Origin of the sequence: Falsirhodobacter algicola (genome assembly GCF_018279165.1) — a bacterium.
Taxonomy (GTDB): domain Bacteria; phylum Pseudomonadota; class Alphaproteobacteria; order Rhodobacterales; family Rhodobacteraceae; genus Falsirhodobacter; species Falsirhodobacter algicola.
On record NZ_CP047289.1, the window covers coordinates 2173049 to 2189143 of the forward strand.

The following is a 16095-nucleotide window of genomic DNA, read 5'->3' on the forward strand; positions in this document are numbered from 1 at the left end:
AGCTTGAGTTTTCCCATGGCGCGACGCAAGACTTGCGCCATGCACCATCCCACGCGCATCCATTTCGCCGCCAGCACCGCCCCCGTCGCCGAATTGGCGCTGGCGCAACTGACCGACATGCACGGTCAGACCGCGCGCGACGAGGCGGAGGCGATCGTCGCGCTCGGCGGCGACGGGTTCATGCTGCAAACCCTCCACGATCTGGAGGGGCGGGACATCCCCGTCTATGGCATGAACCGCGGTACGGTGGGGTTCCTGATGAACAGCTTCGCGCTGGAGGATCTGCCCCGCCGCCTTGCCGAGGCGGAGGTGGAGGTCATCAATCCGCTGGCCATGCGGGCCGAGACGATGGATGGCCGCATCCGCGAGGAACTGGCGATCAACGAGGTCAGCTTTCTGCGGCAGGGCGCGCAGGCCGCGCGGCTGCGGATCTTCGTCGATGGCCGTCTGCGGCTGGAGGAGCTGGTCTGCGATGGCGCGCTGGTGGCGACGCCCGCCGGATCGACGGCCTACAACTATTCGGCCCATGGGCCGATCCTGCCGATCGGCGCGGATGTGCTGGCCCTGACGGCGGTGGCGGCATTCCGGCCGCGGCGCTGGCGCGGGGCGCTTCTGCCCAAGACGGCGGTGGTCCGGTTCGAGGTGCTCGACCCGGACAAACGGCCGGTGATGGCGGATGCGGACGGGCGCTCCGTCCGCGACGTGGTCTCCGTCGAAGTCCGCTCCCGCCCCGAGATCCGGCACCGGATCCTGTTCGATCCGGGGCACGGTCTGGAAGAGCGGCTGATCCGCGAACAGTTCGTCTGATCAGCCGTATTGCGACACGGGCGTGCCTGCGATGGCCGCCATGTTCAAAAGGCCGCGCGCGGTGACGGCGGGCGTGACGATATGGGCGCGGTTGCCCATGCCCATCAGGATCGGCCCGACCTCCAGCGCGTTCGCCTTGATCTTCAGGATATTGCGCACGCCCGACGCGGTGTCGGAATTGGCGAAGACCAAGACGTTCGCCGCCCCGTCGAAGCGCGATTGCGGCAGCAGCCGGGCGCGCGACGCCTGATCGAGGGCGGTGTCGATATGCATCTCCCCCTCATAGGCGAAGTCGAGCGGCATCGCGTCCAGCATCGCCAGCGCCTCGCGCATCCGGCGGCCCGACCCGTTGTCGAGGTTGCCGAACTGCGAAGATGAACAAAGCGCCACCTTCGGCTCGATCCCAAAGCGGCGCACATGGCGCGAGGCACCGAGCACCGTTTCGGTGATCTGCTTCGGCGTCGGTTCGGAATGGATGTGGGTGTCGGCCACGAAGAGCGGCCCATCCTCGAGGATCATCAGGCTGAGCGCGCCGACCGGATGCAGCCCGTCCCGCGCAAGGATCTGCTCGATGAAATCCAGATGCCAGAGGTACTGCCCGAAGGTGCCGCAGATCAGGCTGTCGGCTTCGCCGCGCTGCACCATCAGCGCCGCGATGGCGGTGGTGTTGGTCCGCATGACCGACCGGGCCACATCGGGCGTGACGCCGTGGCGCACGCGCAGGTTCAGATAGCTTTCCCAGTATTCGCGATAGCGGGCATCGCTTTCGGGGTTCACGATGTCGAAATCGACCTCGGGGCGGATCTTCAGGCCCGCGCGTTCGGCGCGCATGGCCACGACCTCGGGGCGGCCGATCAGGATCGGCTTGTCGTTGGTCTCCTCCAGCATGGCGTTGGCGGCGCGCAGCACGCGCTCATCCTCGCCCTCGGCAAAGACGATGCGGCGGGCGTGCTGGGCCGACGCCTCGAAGACGGGACGCATGATCAGCGAGGAGCGGATCATCGAACTGTCGAGCCCGCGTTTGTAGGCGGCCAGATCCTCGATCGGGCGCGTGGCGACGCCGCTGTCCATCGCGGCCTTGGCCACGGCGCTGGCGACGACGCCCATCAGGCGAGGATCGAAGGGTTTGGGGATCAGATAGTTGGGGCCGAAGGTCAGCTGCTCTCCGGCATAGGCGGCGGCGGCCTCGGCGCTGGTGGTGGCGCGGGCAAGGGCGGCGATGCCTTCGATGCAGGCGATCTTCATCTCGTCGTTGATCGTCGTCGCGCCGACATCCAGCGCACCGCGGAAGATGAAGGGGAAGCACAGCACGTTGTTCACTTGGTTCGGGAAGTCCGAACGGCCGGTGGCGATCAACGCGCCGGGGCTGACCTCGCGGGCGAGGTCGGGCAGAATCTCGGGGGTGGGGTTGGCCAATGCGAAGATGATCGGGTTCTCGGCCATGCGGGCCACCATATCGGCCTTCAGCACGCCCGGCCCCGACAGGCCGAGGAACAGGTCCGCGCCCTCGATCACCTCGTCCAGCGTGCGCTTGTCCGTCGCTTGGGCATAGGCGGCCTTCTGGGGGGTCATCTCTTCGGTGCGGCCCTCGTAGACGACGCCCGCGATATCGCAGAGCCAGACATTCTCGCGCCGCACGCCCAGTTTCAGCAGCATGTTGAGGCAAGCGATCCCCGCCGCGCCCCCGCCGGTGGAGACGACCTTGATATCCTCCCACCGCTTGCCGGACACATGCAGCGCGTTGGTCGCGGCGGCGCCGACCACGATGGCGGTGCCGTGCTGATCGTCGTGGAAGACGGGAATCCCCATGCGCTTGCGGCAGATCTCTTCGACGATGAAGCAATCGGGGGCTTTGATATCCTCGAGGTTGATGGCGCCGAAGGTCGGCTCCAGCGCGCAGACGATATCGGCCAGCTTTTCGGGGTCGGCCTCGTTCACCTCGATGTCGAAGCAGTCGATATTGGCGAATTTCTTGAAGAGGACGGCCTTGCCCTCCATCACCGGCTTGGACGCCAGCGCCCCGATATTGCCGAGGCCGAGAACCGCCGTGCCGTTGGACACGACCGCCACGAGGTTGCCGCGCGCGGTGTAGCGGCTGGCATCCTGCGGGTTGGCCTTGATCTCGAGGCAGGCTTCCGCGACGCCCGGGGAATAGGCCAGCGCGAGGTCGCGTCCATTGGCCAGCGGCTTGGTCGCGCGGACCTCCAGTTTCCCCGGCCGGGGGAATTCGTGGTAGTTCAGCGCGGGATGGCGCGTTTTGTCTTGCCGCTGGTCGTCCATGGCGTCCTCCGAAAACTGGTTCGCTCTTAAACCATATACCTGTGGGCACAAGCCGCGCTTGCATCCCGTGCCGCCGGTGCCCACAGTTGGACCGAAGCAACGGAGCATGCAATGACCATTCCCGACCCGATCCTGCTGGCGGCCGCGAGCGAGGTTCGCCTGAAGGCTTACGCCCCCTATTCGAAGTTTCAGGTGGGAGCGGCGATCCGCGGGCGTTCGGGCCGGATCTATGCCGGATGCAACGTGGAGAATGTCGCCTATCCCGAAGGCACCTGCGCCGAGGCGGGCGCCATCGCCGCGATGGTCGCCGCCGGAGAGATCGAGATCGCCGAGATCCTGATCATCGCCGACAGCCCGGCCCCGGTGCCGCCCTGCGGCGGGTGCCGCCAGAAGATCGCCGAATTCGCGGGGCAGGGCGCGCCCGTGACGCTGTGCACCGTGGACGGGCAGGCGCGCGACATGACGGTGGCGGGCCTCTTGCCGGGGGCCTTCGGCGCCGAGCATATGGAGCGGAGCTGACGTGGACATCCGCACCTTCCTCTCGGCCCTGCGCCGCGGCGAGACGCCGGATGCGGCCGACATCGCCGCCTTTGCGGCGGGCCTCGCCTCGGGCGCGGTCAGCGATGCGCAGGCGGGGGCCTTCGCCATGGCGGTCTGTCAGCGCGGGCTGGGCGATGCGGGGCGCGTCGCGCTGATGCGCGCCATGCGCGATTCGGGCACGGTGCTGCATTGGGATCTGCCGGGGCCGGTGCTGGACAAGCATTCGACCGGCGGGGTGGGGGATTGCGTCTCGCTGCTGCTGGCCCCGGCGCTGGCGGCCTGCGGGGCCTATGTGCCCATGATCTCGGGGCGGGGGCTGGGCCATACCGGCGGTACCCTCGACAAGCTGGAGGCGATTCCCGGCCTGCGCGTCGATCTGACCGAAGAGGCGCTGCGCCGTCAGGTGGAGGAGACGCGCTGCGCCATCGTCGCGGCCAGCGATGCGGTGGCGCCCGCCGACCGGCGGCTCTATGCGATCCGCGATCTGACCGGAACGGTGGAAAGCCTTGATCTGATCACCGCCTCCATCCTGTCCAAGAAGCTGGCGGCGGGGCTGGAGGCGCTGGTGCTGGATGTGAAGGTCGGATCGGGGGCCTTCATGAAATCGATGGCCGAGGCCGAAACCCTTGCCGCCGCCTTGGTGGAAACGGCGCAGGGCGCAGGCTGCATGACCCGCGCCCTGATCACGGATATGAGCGAGCCTTTGTCCACCGCCATGGGCAACGCGCTCGAGGTGGTGGAGGTGATGGAGACGCTGACCGGCGCGGCCGTGAACGCCGCCCTGTGGGAGGTGACGGTGGCGCTGGGCGGCGAGGCGCTGGCGTTGGGCGGGCTTGCGGCCGATGCGGCGGCGGGCGAGGCGATGTTGGCCGATGCGCTCGAATCCGGGCGCGCCGCCGAATATCTGGGCCGGATGATCGCGGCGCAGGGCGGGCCGGCGGATTTCGTCGAACGCTGGCCCGACCGGCTGCCCTCGGCCCCCGTGGTGATGGATGTGCCCGCCCCGATGGAGGGGCATGTCACCGCCATCGACGGCGAGGCGCTGGGCCGCGCGGTGCTGCATCTGGGGGCCGGGCGGATGCAGGCCGGTGCCCGCATCAACCCGTCCGTCGGGGTCAGCGATCTTGCGGGCCTTGGCGATCATGTCGGCATGGGGGAGCCGCTCTGCTTCGTCCATGCCGCCACCGAAGCGGCGGCGGAGGCGGCGGTCCGCGCCGTTCAGGCCGCCTATCTCCAGAATGCGCAGGAGGCGCCGATGCAGACCCCCCTCATTCACGCGAGGCTGGGATGAGCCGCGTCTTTCTGACCGTCATGGACAGCGTGGGCTGCGGCGGCGCGCCCGATGCGGCCGAATTCGGCGATGCGGGTGCGAACACGCTGGCGCATATCGCCGCGCGGCGGCCGCTGCGGATGCCGGTGCTGGACGGCTTGGGCCTTGGGGCGGCGGTGACGCTGGCCAGCGGCGAGGCCGCGCCCGGCCTTGGTGCCGCGCCGCAGGGCCTGTGGGGCGCGGCGACCGAAATCTCGCGCGGGAAGGACACGCCTTCGGGGCATTGGGAATTGGCGGGGGTTCCGGTGCCATGGGACTGGACCTATTTCCCGAAGGCTCCCTTCGATCAAGAAATCGTGGATGCGATCCGCGGGCTGGCGGGGGTGGACGGCATTCTGGACGGCGGCCATTCGGGCGGCCTCGCGGTGATCGATCGGATGGGCGAGGAGCATCTGCGAACCGGGCGGCCCATCTGCTATACCTCGGCCGACAGCGTGTTCCAGATCGCGGCGCATGAGGACGGGTTCGGCCTCGACCGGCTTTTGGATCTGTGCGCGGGGCTTGCGCCGCTGCTGCATGCGCGGCGCGTGGGCCGGGTGATCGCGCGGCCCTTCACGGGCGTGCCGGGGGCGTTCCACCGCACGGGCAATCGCCGCGATTACGCCATCGCGCCGCCCGCGCCGACCATCCTCGACCGGGCGCAGGCGGCGGGCCATCCGACCCATGCCGTCGGCAAGGTGGGGGATATCTTCTCGGGCCGGGGGATCGACCGGCTGCACAAGGGCAAGGACGATGCCGCGCTCGCCGAACATCTGGTCCGCCTCGGCGACGAGGCGGAGGAGGGCGCGCTGATCTTTTCCAACTTCGTGGAGTTCGACAGCCTGTATGGCCATCCCCGCGATGTCGAAGGGTATGCCCGGCATCTCGAATGGTTCGACGCGCAGGCGGGGCGGCTTCTGGCGCGCCTGCGGCCCGGCGATCTTGCGATCTTCACCGCCGATCACGGCAACGATCCGACATGGCGCGGCAGCGATCATACGCGCGAACGCGTGCCGGTCTTGGTGGCGGGGCGGCGGGGGGAGTTGGGGCTGATCCGCTTCACGGCGGTGGCCGATCTCGTCTCGGCGCATCTCGGCTTTTAGAAAAGGCGCCCGCCCAGCGGCACGGGCAGGTCGGGCGTGATGAGCGCGACCTCCCCATCCTCGTCCGGAACGCCGAGCACCAGCACCTCGGATCGGACGGGGCCGATCTGGCGGGGCGGGAAGTTCACGACCGCCAGCACCTGTTTGCCCACCAGCGTATCGGGGGCGTAATGCCGCGTGATCTGCGCCGAGGATCGCTTCTCCCCCAGATCGCCGAAGTCGATCCACAGCTTCAGCGCGGGCTTGCGCGCCTCGGGGAAGGGTTCGGCGCGGGTGATCCGGCCGACCCGGATGTCGATCTTGGCGAAATCGTCGAAGGTTATCACGCGCCGAGTTCCCGGCCCCGATCCGCCGCCGCCCGCACCGTGCGGTGCACGAGGTCCGGCAGGTCCGCCATCAGCACGGCAAGGCCCGCCGCCGTCATCCCGCCGGGGGAGGTGACGTTGACGCGAAGCTGCTCGGCCGTGTCCGGGGTCTGGTGGGCCAGTTCCCCCGCGCCGGTGATCGTGGCGCGCGCCAGCCGCATCGCAAGGTCCGGGTCCAACCCCTCGGCGATGCCCGCCGCGGCCAGCGCCTCGATCAGGTGGAAGACATAGGCCGGGCCGGAGCCGGAGATGGCGGAAACCGTATCCATCTGATCCTCGGCCTCGAGGCGGACCGTCTCGCCGACTGCCGACAGCAGCGCCTCGGCCAGTTGCATATCGGCTTCGGTGACGTCGCGATTGGCCACCAGCGCCGTGATGCCGCGCCCGACGGCGGAGGGGGTGTTCGGCATGGCGCGCACCACGGGCGTGCCCGCGCCCAGCATCGCCTCGTACCGCGCCAGCGTCAGCCCGGCCGCCACGCTGACGAACAGCGTGGCACCTCCGCCCAGCGGCACCAGCCGGGGCAGGGCCTCGGCCATCTTCTGCGGCTTCACGGCGATCAGCGCGATGGCCGGATCCTCGGGCAGGGCGCCGTTGATGTTCACGCCCGTGCCGCGCAGCCAATCCGAGGGGTTCGGTGTCAGCACATGCACCGAGGCGGGGGGAAGCCCGCCCGCCAGCCAGCCGGCCAGCATGGCCGATCCCATCTTGCCGCAGCCCAGAAGCACCAGCCCGCGCCGCGCAATGTCGTCATAGGTCATCGTCATTCCCCTTCAGGCCCGGCCATAGGCTTCGGCCATGGCGATCTGTAGCGCCTTTTCCGGCGCGGCATCGCCCCATGCCACCAATTGGAAGGCCGGATAGAACCGCTCCGCCGCCGTGACGGCGCTGTGCATCAGATGCTCCACCTGCTCGGCCCCGACGACTTGCCCACCCGACAGCGCAAGGCCGTAGCGCCATGCCATCATCCGCTGATCGTGCCAGAAGGTGAAGGCACCCGACCACACGCGGTCGTTCACGCGGTTCAAAAGGTCATAAAGCGCGGGCGTCCGCCCTTCGGGGGGCGACATCTCGAACGCGCAGACGAGGCGCAGCGTCTCGTCCATCGGCTGCCAGACGAGGGTGATCGCATAGGTCCTCCACAGGCCGGCCACGCTCAGCGCGATCCGATCCTCGGCCATGCGGTCGAAATCCCACGCATGGCGGGTTGCGAAAACCTCCACCGCGTCGATGGGATGGAGGTCGCCGTCTGCGATGTAACCGTCCAGCATGGCGCCCCCGCTTGAAATGTCATCTACCATCCGCCCCATACTAGATGTGGAGGGCGAAGGTGTGAATCCTCAAACTGGACGCGGGTGCGAATCTCTTGGGGATAAATCTGTGCGCAGAGTCAAGTGGCCGGATGGTCAATCCGGTTCATCGACCGGAACGGCCCGAAGTGCCGCCTGCAGACGGGCGGCAAGATCGAGGATCGCCGGCGGAACCGGTTCGTCCTTCAGTGCCGCCAGAAGATCCGCCGCAAGCTGCGAAAGGTCTTCGTCCAGATCCTGTGCCGGCACGTCCTGAGCCTGCATGCGCGTCCCCGCTTTCGTTCCCTTTGCCCCGGCCCGAAACGGGAACCAAAGCCAGCAGGCCACGTTGGACCTGCGTTGCCGTTCTGCAGGGGTGAGGATGATGGATCAGCAAGCTGGTGGGAAGGTCGTTCCCGACGTGCTGGAGCTGATTCCGGCCTTGCGGGCCTACGCCCGATCCCTCTGCAAGAATGCCGTCGATGCCGACGACCTCGTTCAGGATACACTGGTGAAGGCCCTTGGCAACATCAACAAGTTCGAAGAAGGCACCCGCTTGCGGGCTTGGCTGTTCACGATCATGCGCAATACGTTCTTCACCTCGGTGAAGGTCCGTACGCGCGAGGCTCCAGCTGGCGAGGATTGCGTATCCTCCACCCCGATCAGCCCGGCGACGCAGGAATGGTTCGTGCGCGGCAAGGAGCTGATGGCCGCCGTGGACCGCCTTCCGCCCCATTACCGCGAGATGCTGATCCTTGTGGTGATGCTGGGCGAAAGCTACGAAACCGCCGCCACGATCTGCGACTGCGCGATCGGCACGGTGAAGAGCCGCGTGAACCGCGCCCGGCAGATGGTGATCGAGGATCTGGGCGTCGACGCCCTATAGGCCCATGGCGAAGGAGAAGAAGCCCATGTCCGACATAAGCCACGCCCCCCGCCGGCAAACCCGCGATCACGGTTGCCCCGAGAGCCTCGGCCTGCGCTATCTGACGCTGGTCGCGGTCATCGCCGTACTGGTTGGAATCGCCCTCGCACTTGTCAGCGGCTGAGCGCGAGAAACGGCTTGTCTCCGCCCTGTCTTCTCCATATACGGGGCGGCGGAGATGTGGCCGAGTGGTCGAAGGCACACCCCTGCTAAGGGTGCAGGCCCGGAAGGGTCTCGAGGGTTCGAATCCCTTCGTCTCCGCCACCTATCACGTCTTTCCTAGAATCCGCTGCCGATCTGCCGTCTCTGGCATCGTTTCGCCTGATTTTGCTCGTCGGCATTTGCTCCCTTGTCCGCCGAGATTTCGTTCGCCTGCGCCCATGCACGGGTAAGGCCGGGGGCACTTACAATCCGCACAATTCTCCATCGAATCCGGGCCGAATTTGCCCGTGACGAAGATATGTTGGAACGAAACCGCCAAAGCACTTGCTTCCGCTGATTTCGTTTTGGGGCCGGAAAAACGTTTGCATACAAACATGGTGCCGCAGCACGCGCTGCGTGCGCCACATATGCAATCCTCTGGCAAAGACACATTGCCCCATAGCGGAGTTATTCGACATGACACGGAGCGCCCCATTGATTGCAGCAGGGCTGGTGGTCCTCGCCTGTTATGCTGTGCCTTATCTGATCATCGGCCATATCGCGGCGTGGTATGGCAGTTTCCTGTTCTGGGTGATGGCGGGGGTTGCCATCATCGTCCTGAACGTCGCCGCCACCGCCGATCTGAAGGATGACGTGCAATGACCGTATCGTTCGTCGTCTCGGGTATCGTCATCTATATCGTGCTTTCCTGCCTCGTGGCGTGGCTGTCGCGCAGTGGGCCGTCATCCTCCATGTCGGGCTATTTCTTGGGGGATCGCGGCATGGGGGGGATCGTCTCGGCGCTCAGCTACTCCGCCACCACATATTCGGCGTTCATGATGGTCGGCTTGGCCGGTCTGACCTATCGGGGCGGGGTGGGCGCGCTCGGCTTCGAGATCGTCTATTTCGCGGGCGTGTCGCTCGTGGCGATATTCGGCCCGCGATTCTGGCGTGCGGGGAAGAAGCACGGCTTCGTCACGCCTTATGAGATGCTGGGCAAACGCTACGGCAGCAAATGGGTGGCCGTGCTGGCGGGGGTGGCCAGCCTCGTCTTCCTCATTCCGTATGCGGCGGTGCAATTGTCGGGTGTCGGATATCTGCTGTCGGGCATGACCGGCGGCTCCATCAGCTTTGGCGCGGGTATCGTCATCGCAACGGTTCTGGCGATCGTCTTCTCCTATGTCGCGGGCATCCGGTCGGTGATGTGGACGGATAGCCTGCAGGCGCTCGTGATGATCGTGGCGTCCGTCTTGGTCTGTGTGCTCGTCGTGTCGAAACTCGGCGGTTTCACGGCGATGTTCGATACGATCTCGCAGCGCGCGCCCGACATGCTTCGGGTGCCGGGGCCGGGCCTCTTCTCCTTCCCGACCTTCCTTGGCCTGACGCTGCCGTGGTTCTTCTTCGCCATCTCCAACCCGCAGGTCAGCCAACGCCTGTTCATGCCGTCCTCGTTGGCGGCGCTGCGCAAGATGCTTCTGATCTTCTTGTGCTTCGGGCTGGTCTATACCGTCGTGTCCGTCCTCTGGGGGTTCTCAGCCTTCGTCATCTTCCCGGATCTCGCACGCCCGGATATGGCCACCTCGATGCTGCTGTCGTCCGATTATGTGCCGCCCGTGCTGGGTGTGATCGTGATGGTGGGCATTCTGGCCGCCGCGGTGTCGACCATCGATTCCATCCTGCTGACGCTCGCCTCGATCTTCTCGCGGGATGTCTATGCCAACGTGGTCGCGGACGTCGATGACCGCCGTCAGTTGGCGATCGGCAAGATCGTCATCCCGGTGATCTCGGTCGTGGCGCTGATCTTCGCCGCGATGGAGTTCAGCATGATCGCCATCCTGTCCGTCGCATCCTCGGTCGGGCTGGTGGTGATCGTGCCCGCGACGATCGGTGCGTTCTTCTGGGCGCGCGGCACGGCGGCGGGCGCCATCGCGTCCATCATCGGCGGGTGCGCGTTCGTGGGCTGGATGTACATGTCCGGCAACTCCCTGCTGGGGCTGACCGCCGGCGTCTGGAGCTTCCCTGTCGCGGCACTCCTCTTTGTCGGCGTCAGTCTGGTGACGCGTCCGGCGTCGTCCCAAACGCTCGAGGGTTTCATGGCCGAGCCGGAGGTCGCGGCCCCACAACCCGCCCGCGCATAAGACAACGGGTGCGCCGACATTCGTTGGCGCACCCGCTGGTGTAGATCGACCATCGTGAAAGGCATGTGACGCGTCCGCCGCATGCCCCCTTTCAAGGGCCGTTATGCCCGCCGGATCCCCAGCACCTGATACAGGATCAGCGCGGCGAGCGTGGCCGTTCCGATGCCGCCAATGGCGAAGCTGCCGATCGAGAACGAGAAGTTTCCCGACCCGAAGATCAGCGTCACCCCGACGGTGAACAGGTTGCGCGGGTCCGAAAAGTCCACGCGGTTATCGACCCAGAGCCGGATCATTGCCGCCGCGATCAGGCCGAACACGGCGACGGCCAGCCCGCCCAGCACGGGGGCGGGGATGGTTTGCAAGAGCGCGCCGAACTTCGGTGAAAAACCAAGAAGGATCGCGATCGACGCGGCGATCACGAAGATCAGCGTCGAAAAGACCTTGGTGACGGCCATCACACCCATATTCTCCACATAGGTGGTGACGCCCGTTCCGCCGCCCGCGCCGGATACCATGGTGGCAAGGCCATCGCCGATGAACCCGCGTCCGATATAGGGGTCCATGTTCTGGCCGGTCATGCTGCCGATCGCCTTGATGTGACCGAGGTTCTCCGCGACCAAGATAAGGGCGACCGGTGCGATCAGGGTGATTGCCGAAAGCTGGAAGGTCGGGCTGTGGAATTGCGGCATTCCAAGCCAAGGCGCAGCCGCGAGCGCGGTGAAATCGATTCCCGGCAGCAGGCCGAACGCATTGCCGAGCACCAGCACCGCGACATATCCGGTGCCGATGCCCAGAAGGATCGACAGCCGCCGCATCTTCAGCGGGCCATAGGTCGAGAACAGCGCAACCGCGAGCAGCGTCAGCACGGCCACGAACATATGCGCACCGCTGCCTTGCATGCCCTGAACTCCGACGGGTGCAAGGTTCAGACCGATCGCAGCCCCGATGGCGCCCGTAACGGCGGGGGGCATCAGACGCTCGATCCAGCGGGTGCCGGTGGCCGTGACGATGACGCCGATGATGGCATAGAGCGCGCCACAAGCGATGATCCCGCCAAGAGCCGGGCCGATATTCGGGTTCGGTCCCGTGCCGGCATATCCCGTGACCGCGATGACGACCGCGATGAAGGAGAAGGACGAGCCGAGATAGCTCGGCATCCGGCCGGCCGTGCAGATGAAGAAGATGATCGTGCCGATGCCCGAGAACAGGATCGCCAGATTCGGATCGAACCCCATCAGCAGGGGGCCGAGTATGGTCGAGCCCGACATCGCCAGGAGGTGTTGGAATCCCATCGGGACCGCAGCACTCCAGCGAAGCCGCTCGTCGGGCAAAACGACGGCATCATGTGTCAGCCGCCAACGTGGAAAGTACATTATCGGTCCCTCGTCCTTTTTTGGGTTTCATAACGAAAGACGCCGCCCTTTGGCAGGGCGGCGTTGCGGGTGGTTCATTGGGGTGCAGCGCGGCGTTTCGCGCGGGCAAAGGCGGCCCCGATCAATGGCAAGAGGATCAGCGCCGCGCAGACCGCAATCAAGGTCGCGGAGATCGGACGCTCGATGAAGATCGTCCACGATCCGCGGCTGATCATCAGACTGCGGCGGACGTTCTCCTCCAATATCGGGCCGAGTATCAGTCCGAAGGCCAGAGGCGTGACCGGCAGGCGAAGGCGCGACAGCACGAAGCCGGTGACCCCGAAGGCGATCATGACATAGACATCGTTGATGTCGTTGCGGATCGCGAAGGCCCCGATCACGCAGAAAATGGCGATGAAGACATACATCAGTTCGGGCGGAACGCGCGTGACGAGGACCGAGACGGGAATGATCGCAAGGCCGAAGATCAACGTCGCCACCAGCGCCAGCAGGACCGAGCCATAGATCCAGCTGACGAATGTAGGATCGCTGGCGAACAGCAGTGGCCCGGGTGTCAGCCCGTGCACCATCAGGGCCCCCATCAGAACGGCGCTGACCGTATCGCCCGGCACGCCCAACGACATCAGGGGGACCAGCGATCCGCCGACGCTGGCGGAATTGGCGGCCTCGGGGGCGATGACGCCATCGACATGGCCGGTGCCGAACTTCTCGGGCTCGCGCGATAGGCGGCGTTCCTGCGCATAGGCCATCGAGACGGCGACCGCCGACCCCGCCGCCGGGACCGCCCCGATGAACGTGCCGATCAGCGAGCCGCGCAGAATGACCTTCCACCGCGAGATCAGATCCCGGATCGGCACATAGATCCGCCCGATGGAGGGGCGGGTATCGACCCCGCGCGGCCGATCCACGAGGTTCTGCAGAATCTCGGCCAGACCGAACAGCCCGATGATCACGGGGATCAGGTTGAACCCCGATTGCAGGGCGGGCACATCCATCGTCATGCGCTGTGCATCGGTCAGGCTGTCGAACCCGACCATGCCCAGAACGACCCCGATCAGCCCGACGAGCGTGGCCGTCAGAGTGGACCCGTTCGAGGCAAAGGACAGCATGACGATGCCGAACAAGGCCAAGGCGGCGAATTCGGGGCTGCGGAAATTCGAGGCGAACCCCGCCAGAAGCGGCGTCAGCACGACCAGAAGGATCAGCCCCAGCATCCCCCCGATGGTGGAGGCGATCAGGGCATAGTTCAGCGCCTGTCCGGCGCGGCCCTGCTGGGTCATCGGAAAGCCGTCCACCTGCGTGAAGATGGAGGCGGGCGTTCCCGGCAGCTTCAGCAGGATCGCCGAGATCGACCCGCCATAGACGCTCGACATGAAGATCGCGATGAGGAACAGGATCGCGGCGGCGGGTGTCATGCCGAAGGTGGTCGGCATCAGGATCGCCAGCGCCATGGTGGACGAAATGCCCGGAATCGCACCGAGGATCAGCCCCAGAAGGGTGCCCGCCGCGATCAGCCCCAGCATGGCGGGATCCGTCAGGAACTGTCCCATGGTCTCAAGAAAGGCGTTGGTCAGCATGAAACCCTCAGGATGGAAGCGGGATGTTCAGCGCGTGGATGAAGACCGTCCGCACCGTCACGGCAATGAGCAGGGCAAAGAGGACCGCCCCCATCGCGGCCCGCCGATGCGGCACGCCGCTGCGGGCCAGCAGCACGCCCAGCCACGGCATGGCGAAGATCGCAACGGCCCATGTGGTGCCGACGCCCTGCATCAGGCCGGGAAGCACCATCAGTGTCAGCACCATCGCGCCGGCAAGCATCAGGCCGGATCGGCTGGCCGGGGCGCTCTTGCCCCGTCCGCCGCGCCGGCCCGTCAGGGCGACGATGCCCAAACCGACACCGTAAAGGCCTATGGCGATCAGGCACAGACGCCCCAGAAAGAACGGCCCCGGATCGCCCCGCATGATGGTGCCCGCATAGGAGGCGCGGCCATGTTCCAGCATCGCCAAGCCGACGATGGCAATGCCCGCGAAGAAGGCTGCCCGCGCCAGTTGCAGTGCGCCGGTGTTTGGATCGTCCATGTAAGATTTCCCGGTGGATCAGGTGCCGATCGCGGCGCCTAGCGTTTCAGGCCGTCCGCGACCAGATCGGCATCCAGCAGCAGGGGATAGACGGTTTCGATCTGCCGGTTCAGTTCGGCTTCGGCCATCTCGGGGCCACCGGGGCGCAGGACCGTGCCGTTGTTGGTTGCCGCCGCCACGAAATCCGGGGCGTTGATGGCCTCCAGCAGGGCATCCGACAAGGTGGCCTTCACCTCGGGCGGCAAACCTTTGGGGGCGACGATCATGATGAAATCGTTCGCGGTGAAATCGTAACCCTGCTCTTTGAAGGTCGGCACATCGGGCAATTGGGGATGGCGCTGCTCGGACGCCACGCCCAGCACGTTGAGGGTGCCCGCGCGGGCATGTTCCAGCACCGGGGGGATGGGCAGCGTGGCGGATTGAACCTCTCCGGTCAGCAGGGCCGTGGCGGTGGGGCCATGGCCGGCATAGGGCAGGGTCATCATGTCGATCCCCAACTCCCCGGCGATGATATGGGCGAAGATGAACGAGTTGCCGCCGGGCGGATCGTTGCCGTTCAGCAGGGCCATCGGATCGTCCTGCATCGCCGTGACGTAATCGGCCAAAGTGGCGATGCCGGTCGTGGCGGCCACTTCGAGCGCGGCAGGCTCGTCCGAGACGTAGACCAGAGGCTCGAAATCCTCCATCTGCGGGGCGTTGACGTTCATGTAGGACTGCGAGATGCCGTGCATCCCCATGACGCCGATCGTATAGCCGTCGGGCTTGGCGCTGGCCAAGGCGCGCATTCCGGTGGACCCGCCAGCGCCCACGACGTTGTCGACGACGACGGGGTTGTCCAGAATCTGCGACAGCTCATTGGCGATCAGACGGCCCATGATGTCGTGACCGCCCCCTGCGGGCCATACGACCGTCATGTGGATGGGCTGATCGGGGAAGGATTGGGCGAATGCGGATTGACCCGAAAACGCCAACATGGCTGCGGGGATAATGAGCGATGACAGCAACATGCGTTTGTTCATGCGTGATCTCCGTCTGCTGGAAAGGGGAAAGGATCGAGGCCGATACCGGGATGGTCCGGCCCTTCTTGTTCAGATCGTGGCGGGCAGTGTGGCCAACCATGACAGGATGTCGGCGCTGTCGGTGACGTCGGCGTATTTCTGGCCCATGTCGTAGAGGTTCGCGTCATGGGGCGCTTGGGCGCGGTCGGCGCAGCAATCGTGCGGCACCAGAACGCCGAAGCCCGACTGCACCGCATCGACCACGGTGGCGCGTACGCAGCCCGAGGTCGTGGCCCCCGTGACGACGACGGTATCGACCCGCGCCCCGGTCAGGATCGCGGCGAGCGTGGAGCCGAAGAAGGACGACGCGCCCTTCTTGGTGACCACGGCATCGGTCGGCCGGATGCCGGTCGCGGGGTTGATCTCGACCAGCCGCGTGCCTTCGATCAATGCCGCCATGCCGGCCGCCTTCTTTAGCCATGCGAGCGTTTCGACCTCGCCCGGGTGATAGGCGATGGTCGTGAAGACGACGGGAAAGCCCTTGGCGCGGGCGGCGTCGCAGATGTCCTTTGTGCGCGCCATCTGCTCTGCGGCGTCGGAGGCCGTCGGATAGTTCGTGTCGGTGAAGCCATAGCTGAAATCGACGACGACGATCGCAGGGCGCGTGCCGCGCGGAACGGGGCGGCCGAACCCTGCCTCTTCGTAGATCTGTTGCTGGGACATAGCGGTTCCTCGAGGGGGTGAGAGG

The 16095-nt window shown here is 66.2% G+C and carries 18 protein-coding genes and 1 tRNA gene; 9 read left to right on the forward strand and 10 right to left on the reverse strand.

What is annotated here, in order from left to right:
• The first annotated feature begins 39 nt into the window (after positions 1 to 39).
• On the forward strand, positions 40 to 807 hold the full coding sequence (locus GR316_RS10935; RefSeq protein WP_211783943.1) for an NAD kinase: 768 nt from the start codon (positions 40 to 42) through the stop codon (positions 805 to 807).
• Here the strand turns inward: GR316_RS10935 and GR316_RS10940 are convergent, their stop codons facing one another.
• The gene (locus tag GR316_RS10940) at positions 808 to 3087 is read right to left on the reverse strand and encodes an NADP-dependent malic enzyme (RefSeq protein WP_211783944.1); all 2280 of its coding nucleotides are present in this window, start codon (positions 3085 to 3087) and stop codon (positions 808 to 810) included. It lies immediately after the preceding gene.
• A 111-nt stretch (positions 3088 to 3198) separates the two neighbouring features.
• Here GR316_RS10940 and GR316_RS10945 point away from each other — a divergent pair, with 111 nt between their 5' ends.
• From GR316_RS10945 to GR316_RS10955, 3 genes are read left to right on the forward strand one after another with little or no spacing between them, the layout of a single operon-like run.
• Positions 3199 to 3606, forward strand: a complete 408-nt coding sequence (locus tag GR316_RS10945; RefSeq protein WP_211783945.1) for a cytidine deaminase — start codon at positions 3199 to 3201, stop codon at positions 3604 to 3606.
• Position 3607: 1 nt separating this feature from the next.
• A complete protein-coding gene (locus GR316_RS10950) occupies positions 3608 to 4918 on the forward strand; it encodes a thymidine phosphorylase (protein WP_211783946.1) in 1311 nt (436 codons plus the stop codon).
• Entirely contained in the window at positions 4915 to 6039 is a 1125-nt protein-coding gene (locus GR316_RS10955) for a phosphopentomutase (protein WP_211783947.1), read from the forward strand. The genes GR316_RS10950 and GR316_RS10955 overlap by 4 nt, the downstream gene beginning before the upstream one ends.
• On the opposite strand, the gene GR316_RS10960 is transcribed toward GR316_RS10955, so the two are convergent.
• From GR316_RS10960 to GR316_RS10975, 4 genes are all read right to left on the reverse strand, one after another.
• Positions 6036 to 6365, reverse strand: coding sequence for a tRNA-binding protein (locus GR316_RS10960; protein WP_211783948.1), 330 nt, complete (start codon positions 6363 to 6365; stop codon positions 6036 to 6038). The genes GR316_RS10955 and GR316_RS10960 overlap by 4 nt on opposite strands.
• Positions 6362 to 7165, reverse strand: a complete 804-nt coding sequence (proC, locus tag GR316_RS10965; RefSeq protein WP_211783949.1) for a pyrroline-5-carboxylate reductase — start codon at positions 7163 to 7165, stop codon at positions 6362 to 6364. Before proC ends, GR316_RS10960 begins: the two co-directional genes overlap by 4 nt.
• A gap of 12 nt (positions 7166 to 7177) precedes the next feature.
• Positions 7178 to 7675 carry a type III secretion system chaperone family protein gene (locus GR316_RS10970; RefSeq protein WP_249218770.1) on the reverse strand — a complete coding sequence of 166 codons (498 nt, stop codon included), beginning with the start codon at positions 7673 to 7675 and terminating at the stop codon, positions 7178 to 7180.
• Between the two features lie 135 nt (positions 7676 to 7810).
• A complete protein-coding gene (locus tag GR316_RS10975; RefSeq protein WP_211783951.1) occupies positions 7811 to 7978 on the reverse strand; it encodes a hypothetical protein in 168 nt (55 codons plus the stop codon).
• Positions 7979 to 8075: 97 nt separating this feature from the next.
• Here GR316_RS10975 and GR316_RS10980 point away from each other — a divergent pair, with 97 nt between their 5' ends.
• The 5 genes from GR316_RS10980 (at position 8076) to GR316_RS11000 (ending at position 10897) form a co-directional block, all read left to right on the forward strand.
• Positions 8076 to 8579 (forward strand): sigma-70 family RNA polymerase sigma factor, encoded by a 504-nt coding sequence (locus GR316_RS10980; RefSeq protein ID WP_390625164.1) that lies wholly within the window; start codon positions 8076 to 8078, stop codon positions 8577 to 8579.
• Positions 8580 to 8604: 25 nt separating this feature from the next.
• On the forward strand, positions 8605 to 8742 hold the full coding sequence (locus GR316_RS10985) for a hypothetical protein (protein WP_211783952.1): 138 nt from the start codon (positions 8605 to 8607) through the stop codon (positions 8740 to 8742).
• A gap of 50 nt (positions 8743 to 8792) precedes the next feature.
• Positions 8793 to 8882, forward strand: a tRNA-Ser gene (locus GR316_RS10990).
• A gap of 354 nt (positions 8883 to 9236) precedes the next feature.
• Positions 9237 to 9422, forward strand: coding sequence for a hypothetical protein (locus tag GR316_RS10995; RefSeq protein WP_211783953.1), 186 nt, complete (start codon positions 9237 to 9239; stop codon positions 9420 to 9422).
• Positions 9419 to 10897 carry a sodium:solute symporter family protein gene (locus GR316_RS11000; protein ID WP_211783954.1) on the forward strand — a complete coding sequence of 493 codons (1479 nt, stop codon included), beginning with the start codon at positions 9419 to 9421 and terminating at the stop codon, positions 10895 to 10897. Before GR316_RS10995 ends, GR316_RS11000 begins: the two co-directional genes overlap by 4 nt.
• A 101-nt stretch (positions 10898 to 10998) precedes the next feature.
• On the opposite strand, the gene GR316_RS11005 is transcribed toward GR316_RS11000, so the two are convergent.
• From GR316_RS11005 to GR316_RS11025, 5 genes are all read right to left on the reverse strand, one after another.
• Positions 10999 to 12189, reverse strand: coding sequence for a solute carrier family 23 protein (locus tag GR316_RS11005; protein ID WP_249218771.1), 1191 nt, complete (start codon positions 12187 to 12189; stop codon positions 10999 to 11001).
• Positions 12190 to 12344: 155 nt separating this feature from the next.
• Positions 12345 to 13847, reverse strand: a complete 1503-nt coding sequence (locus GR316_RS11010; protein ID WP_211783955.1) for a tripartite tricarboxylate transporter permease — start codon at positions 13845 to 13847, stop codon at positions 12345 to 12347.
• A gap of 7 nt (positions 13848 to 13854) precedes the next feature.
• Complete coding sequence (locus GR316_RS11015) at positions 13855 to 14349, reverse strand: tripartite tricarboxylate transporter TctB family protein (protein ID WP_211783956.1); 495 nt, start codon at positions 14347 to 14349, stop codon at positions 13855 to 13857.
• A gap of 38 nt (positions 14350 to 14387) precedes the next feature.
• Complete coding sequence (locus GR316_RS11020; protein WP_211783957.1) at positions 14388 to 15368, reverse strand: Bug family tripartite tricarboxylate transporter substrate binding protein; 981 nt, start codon at positions 15366 to 15368, stop codon at positions 14388 to 14390.
• Between the two features lie 69 nt (positions 15369 to 15437).
• Positions 15438 to 16070 carry an isochorismatase family protein gene (locus GR316_RS11025; RefSeq protein WP_211783958.1) on the reverse strand — a complete coding sequence of 211 codons (633 nt, stop codon included), beginning with the start codon at positions 16068 to 16070 and terminating at the stop codon, positions 15438 to 15440.
• Positions 16071 to 16095 lie beyond the last annotated feature (25 nt).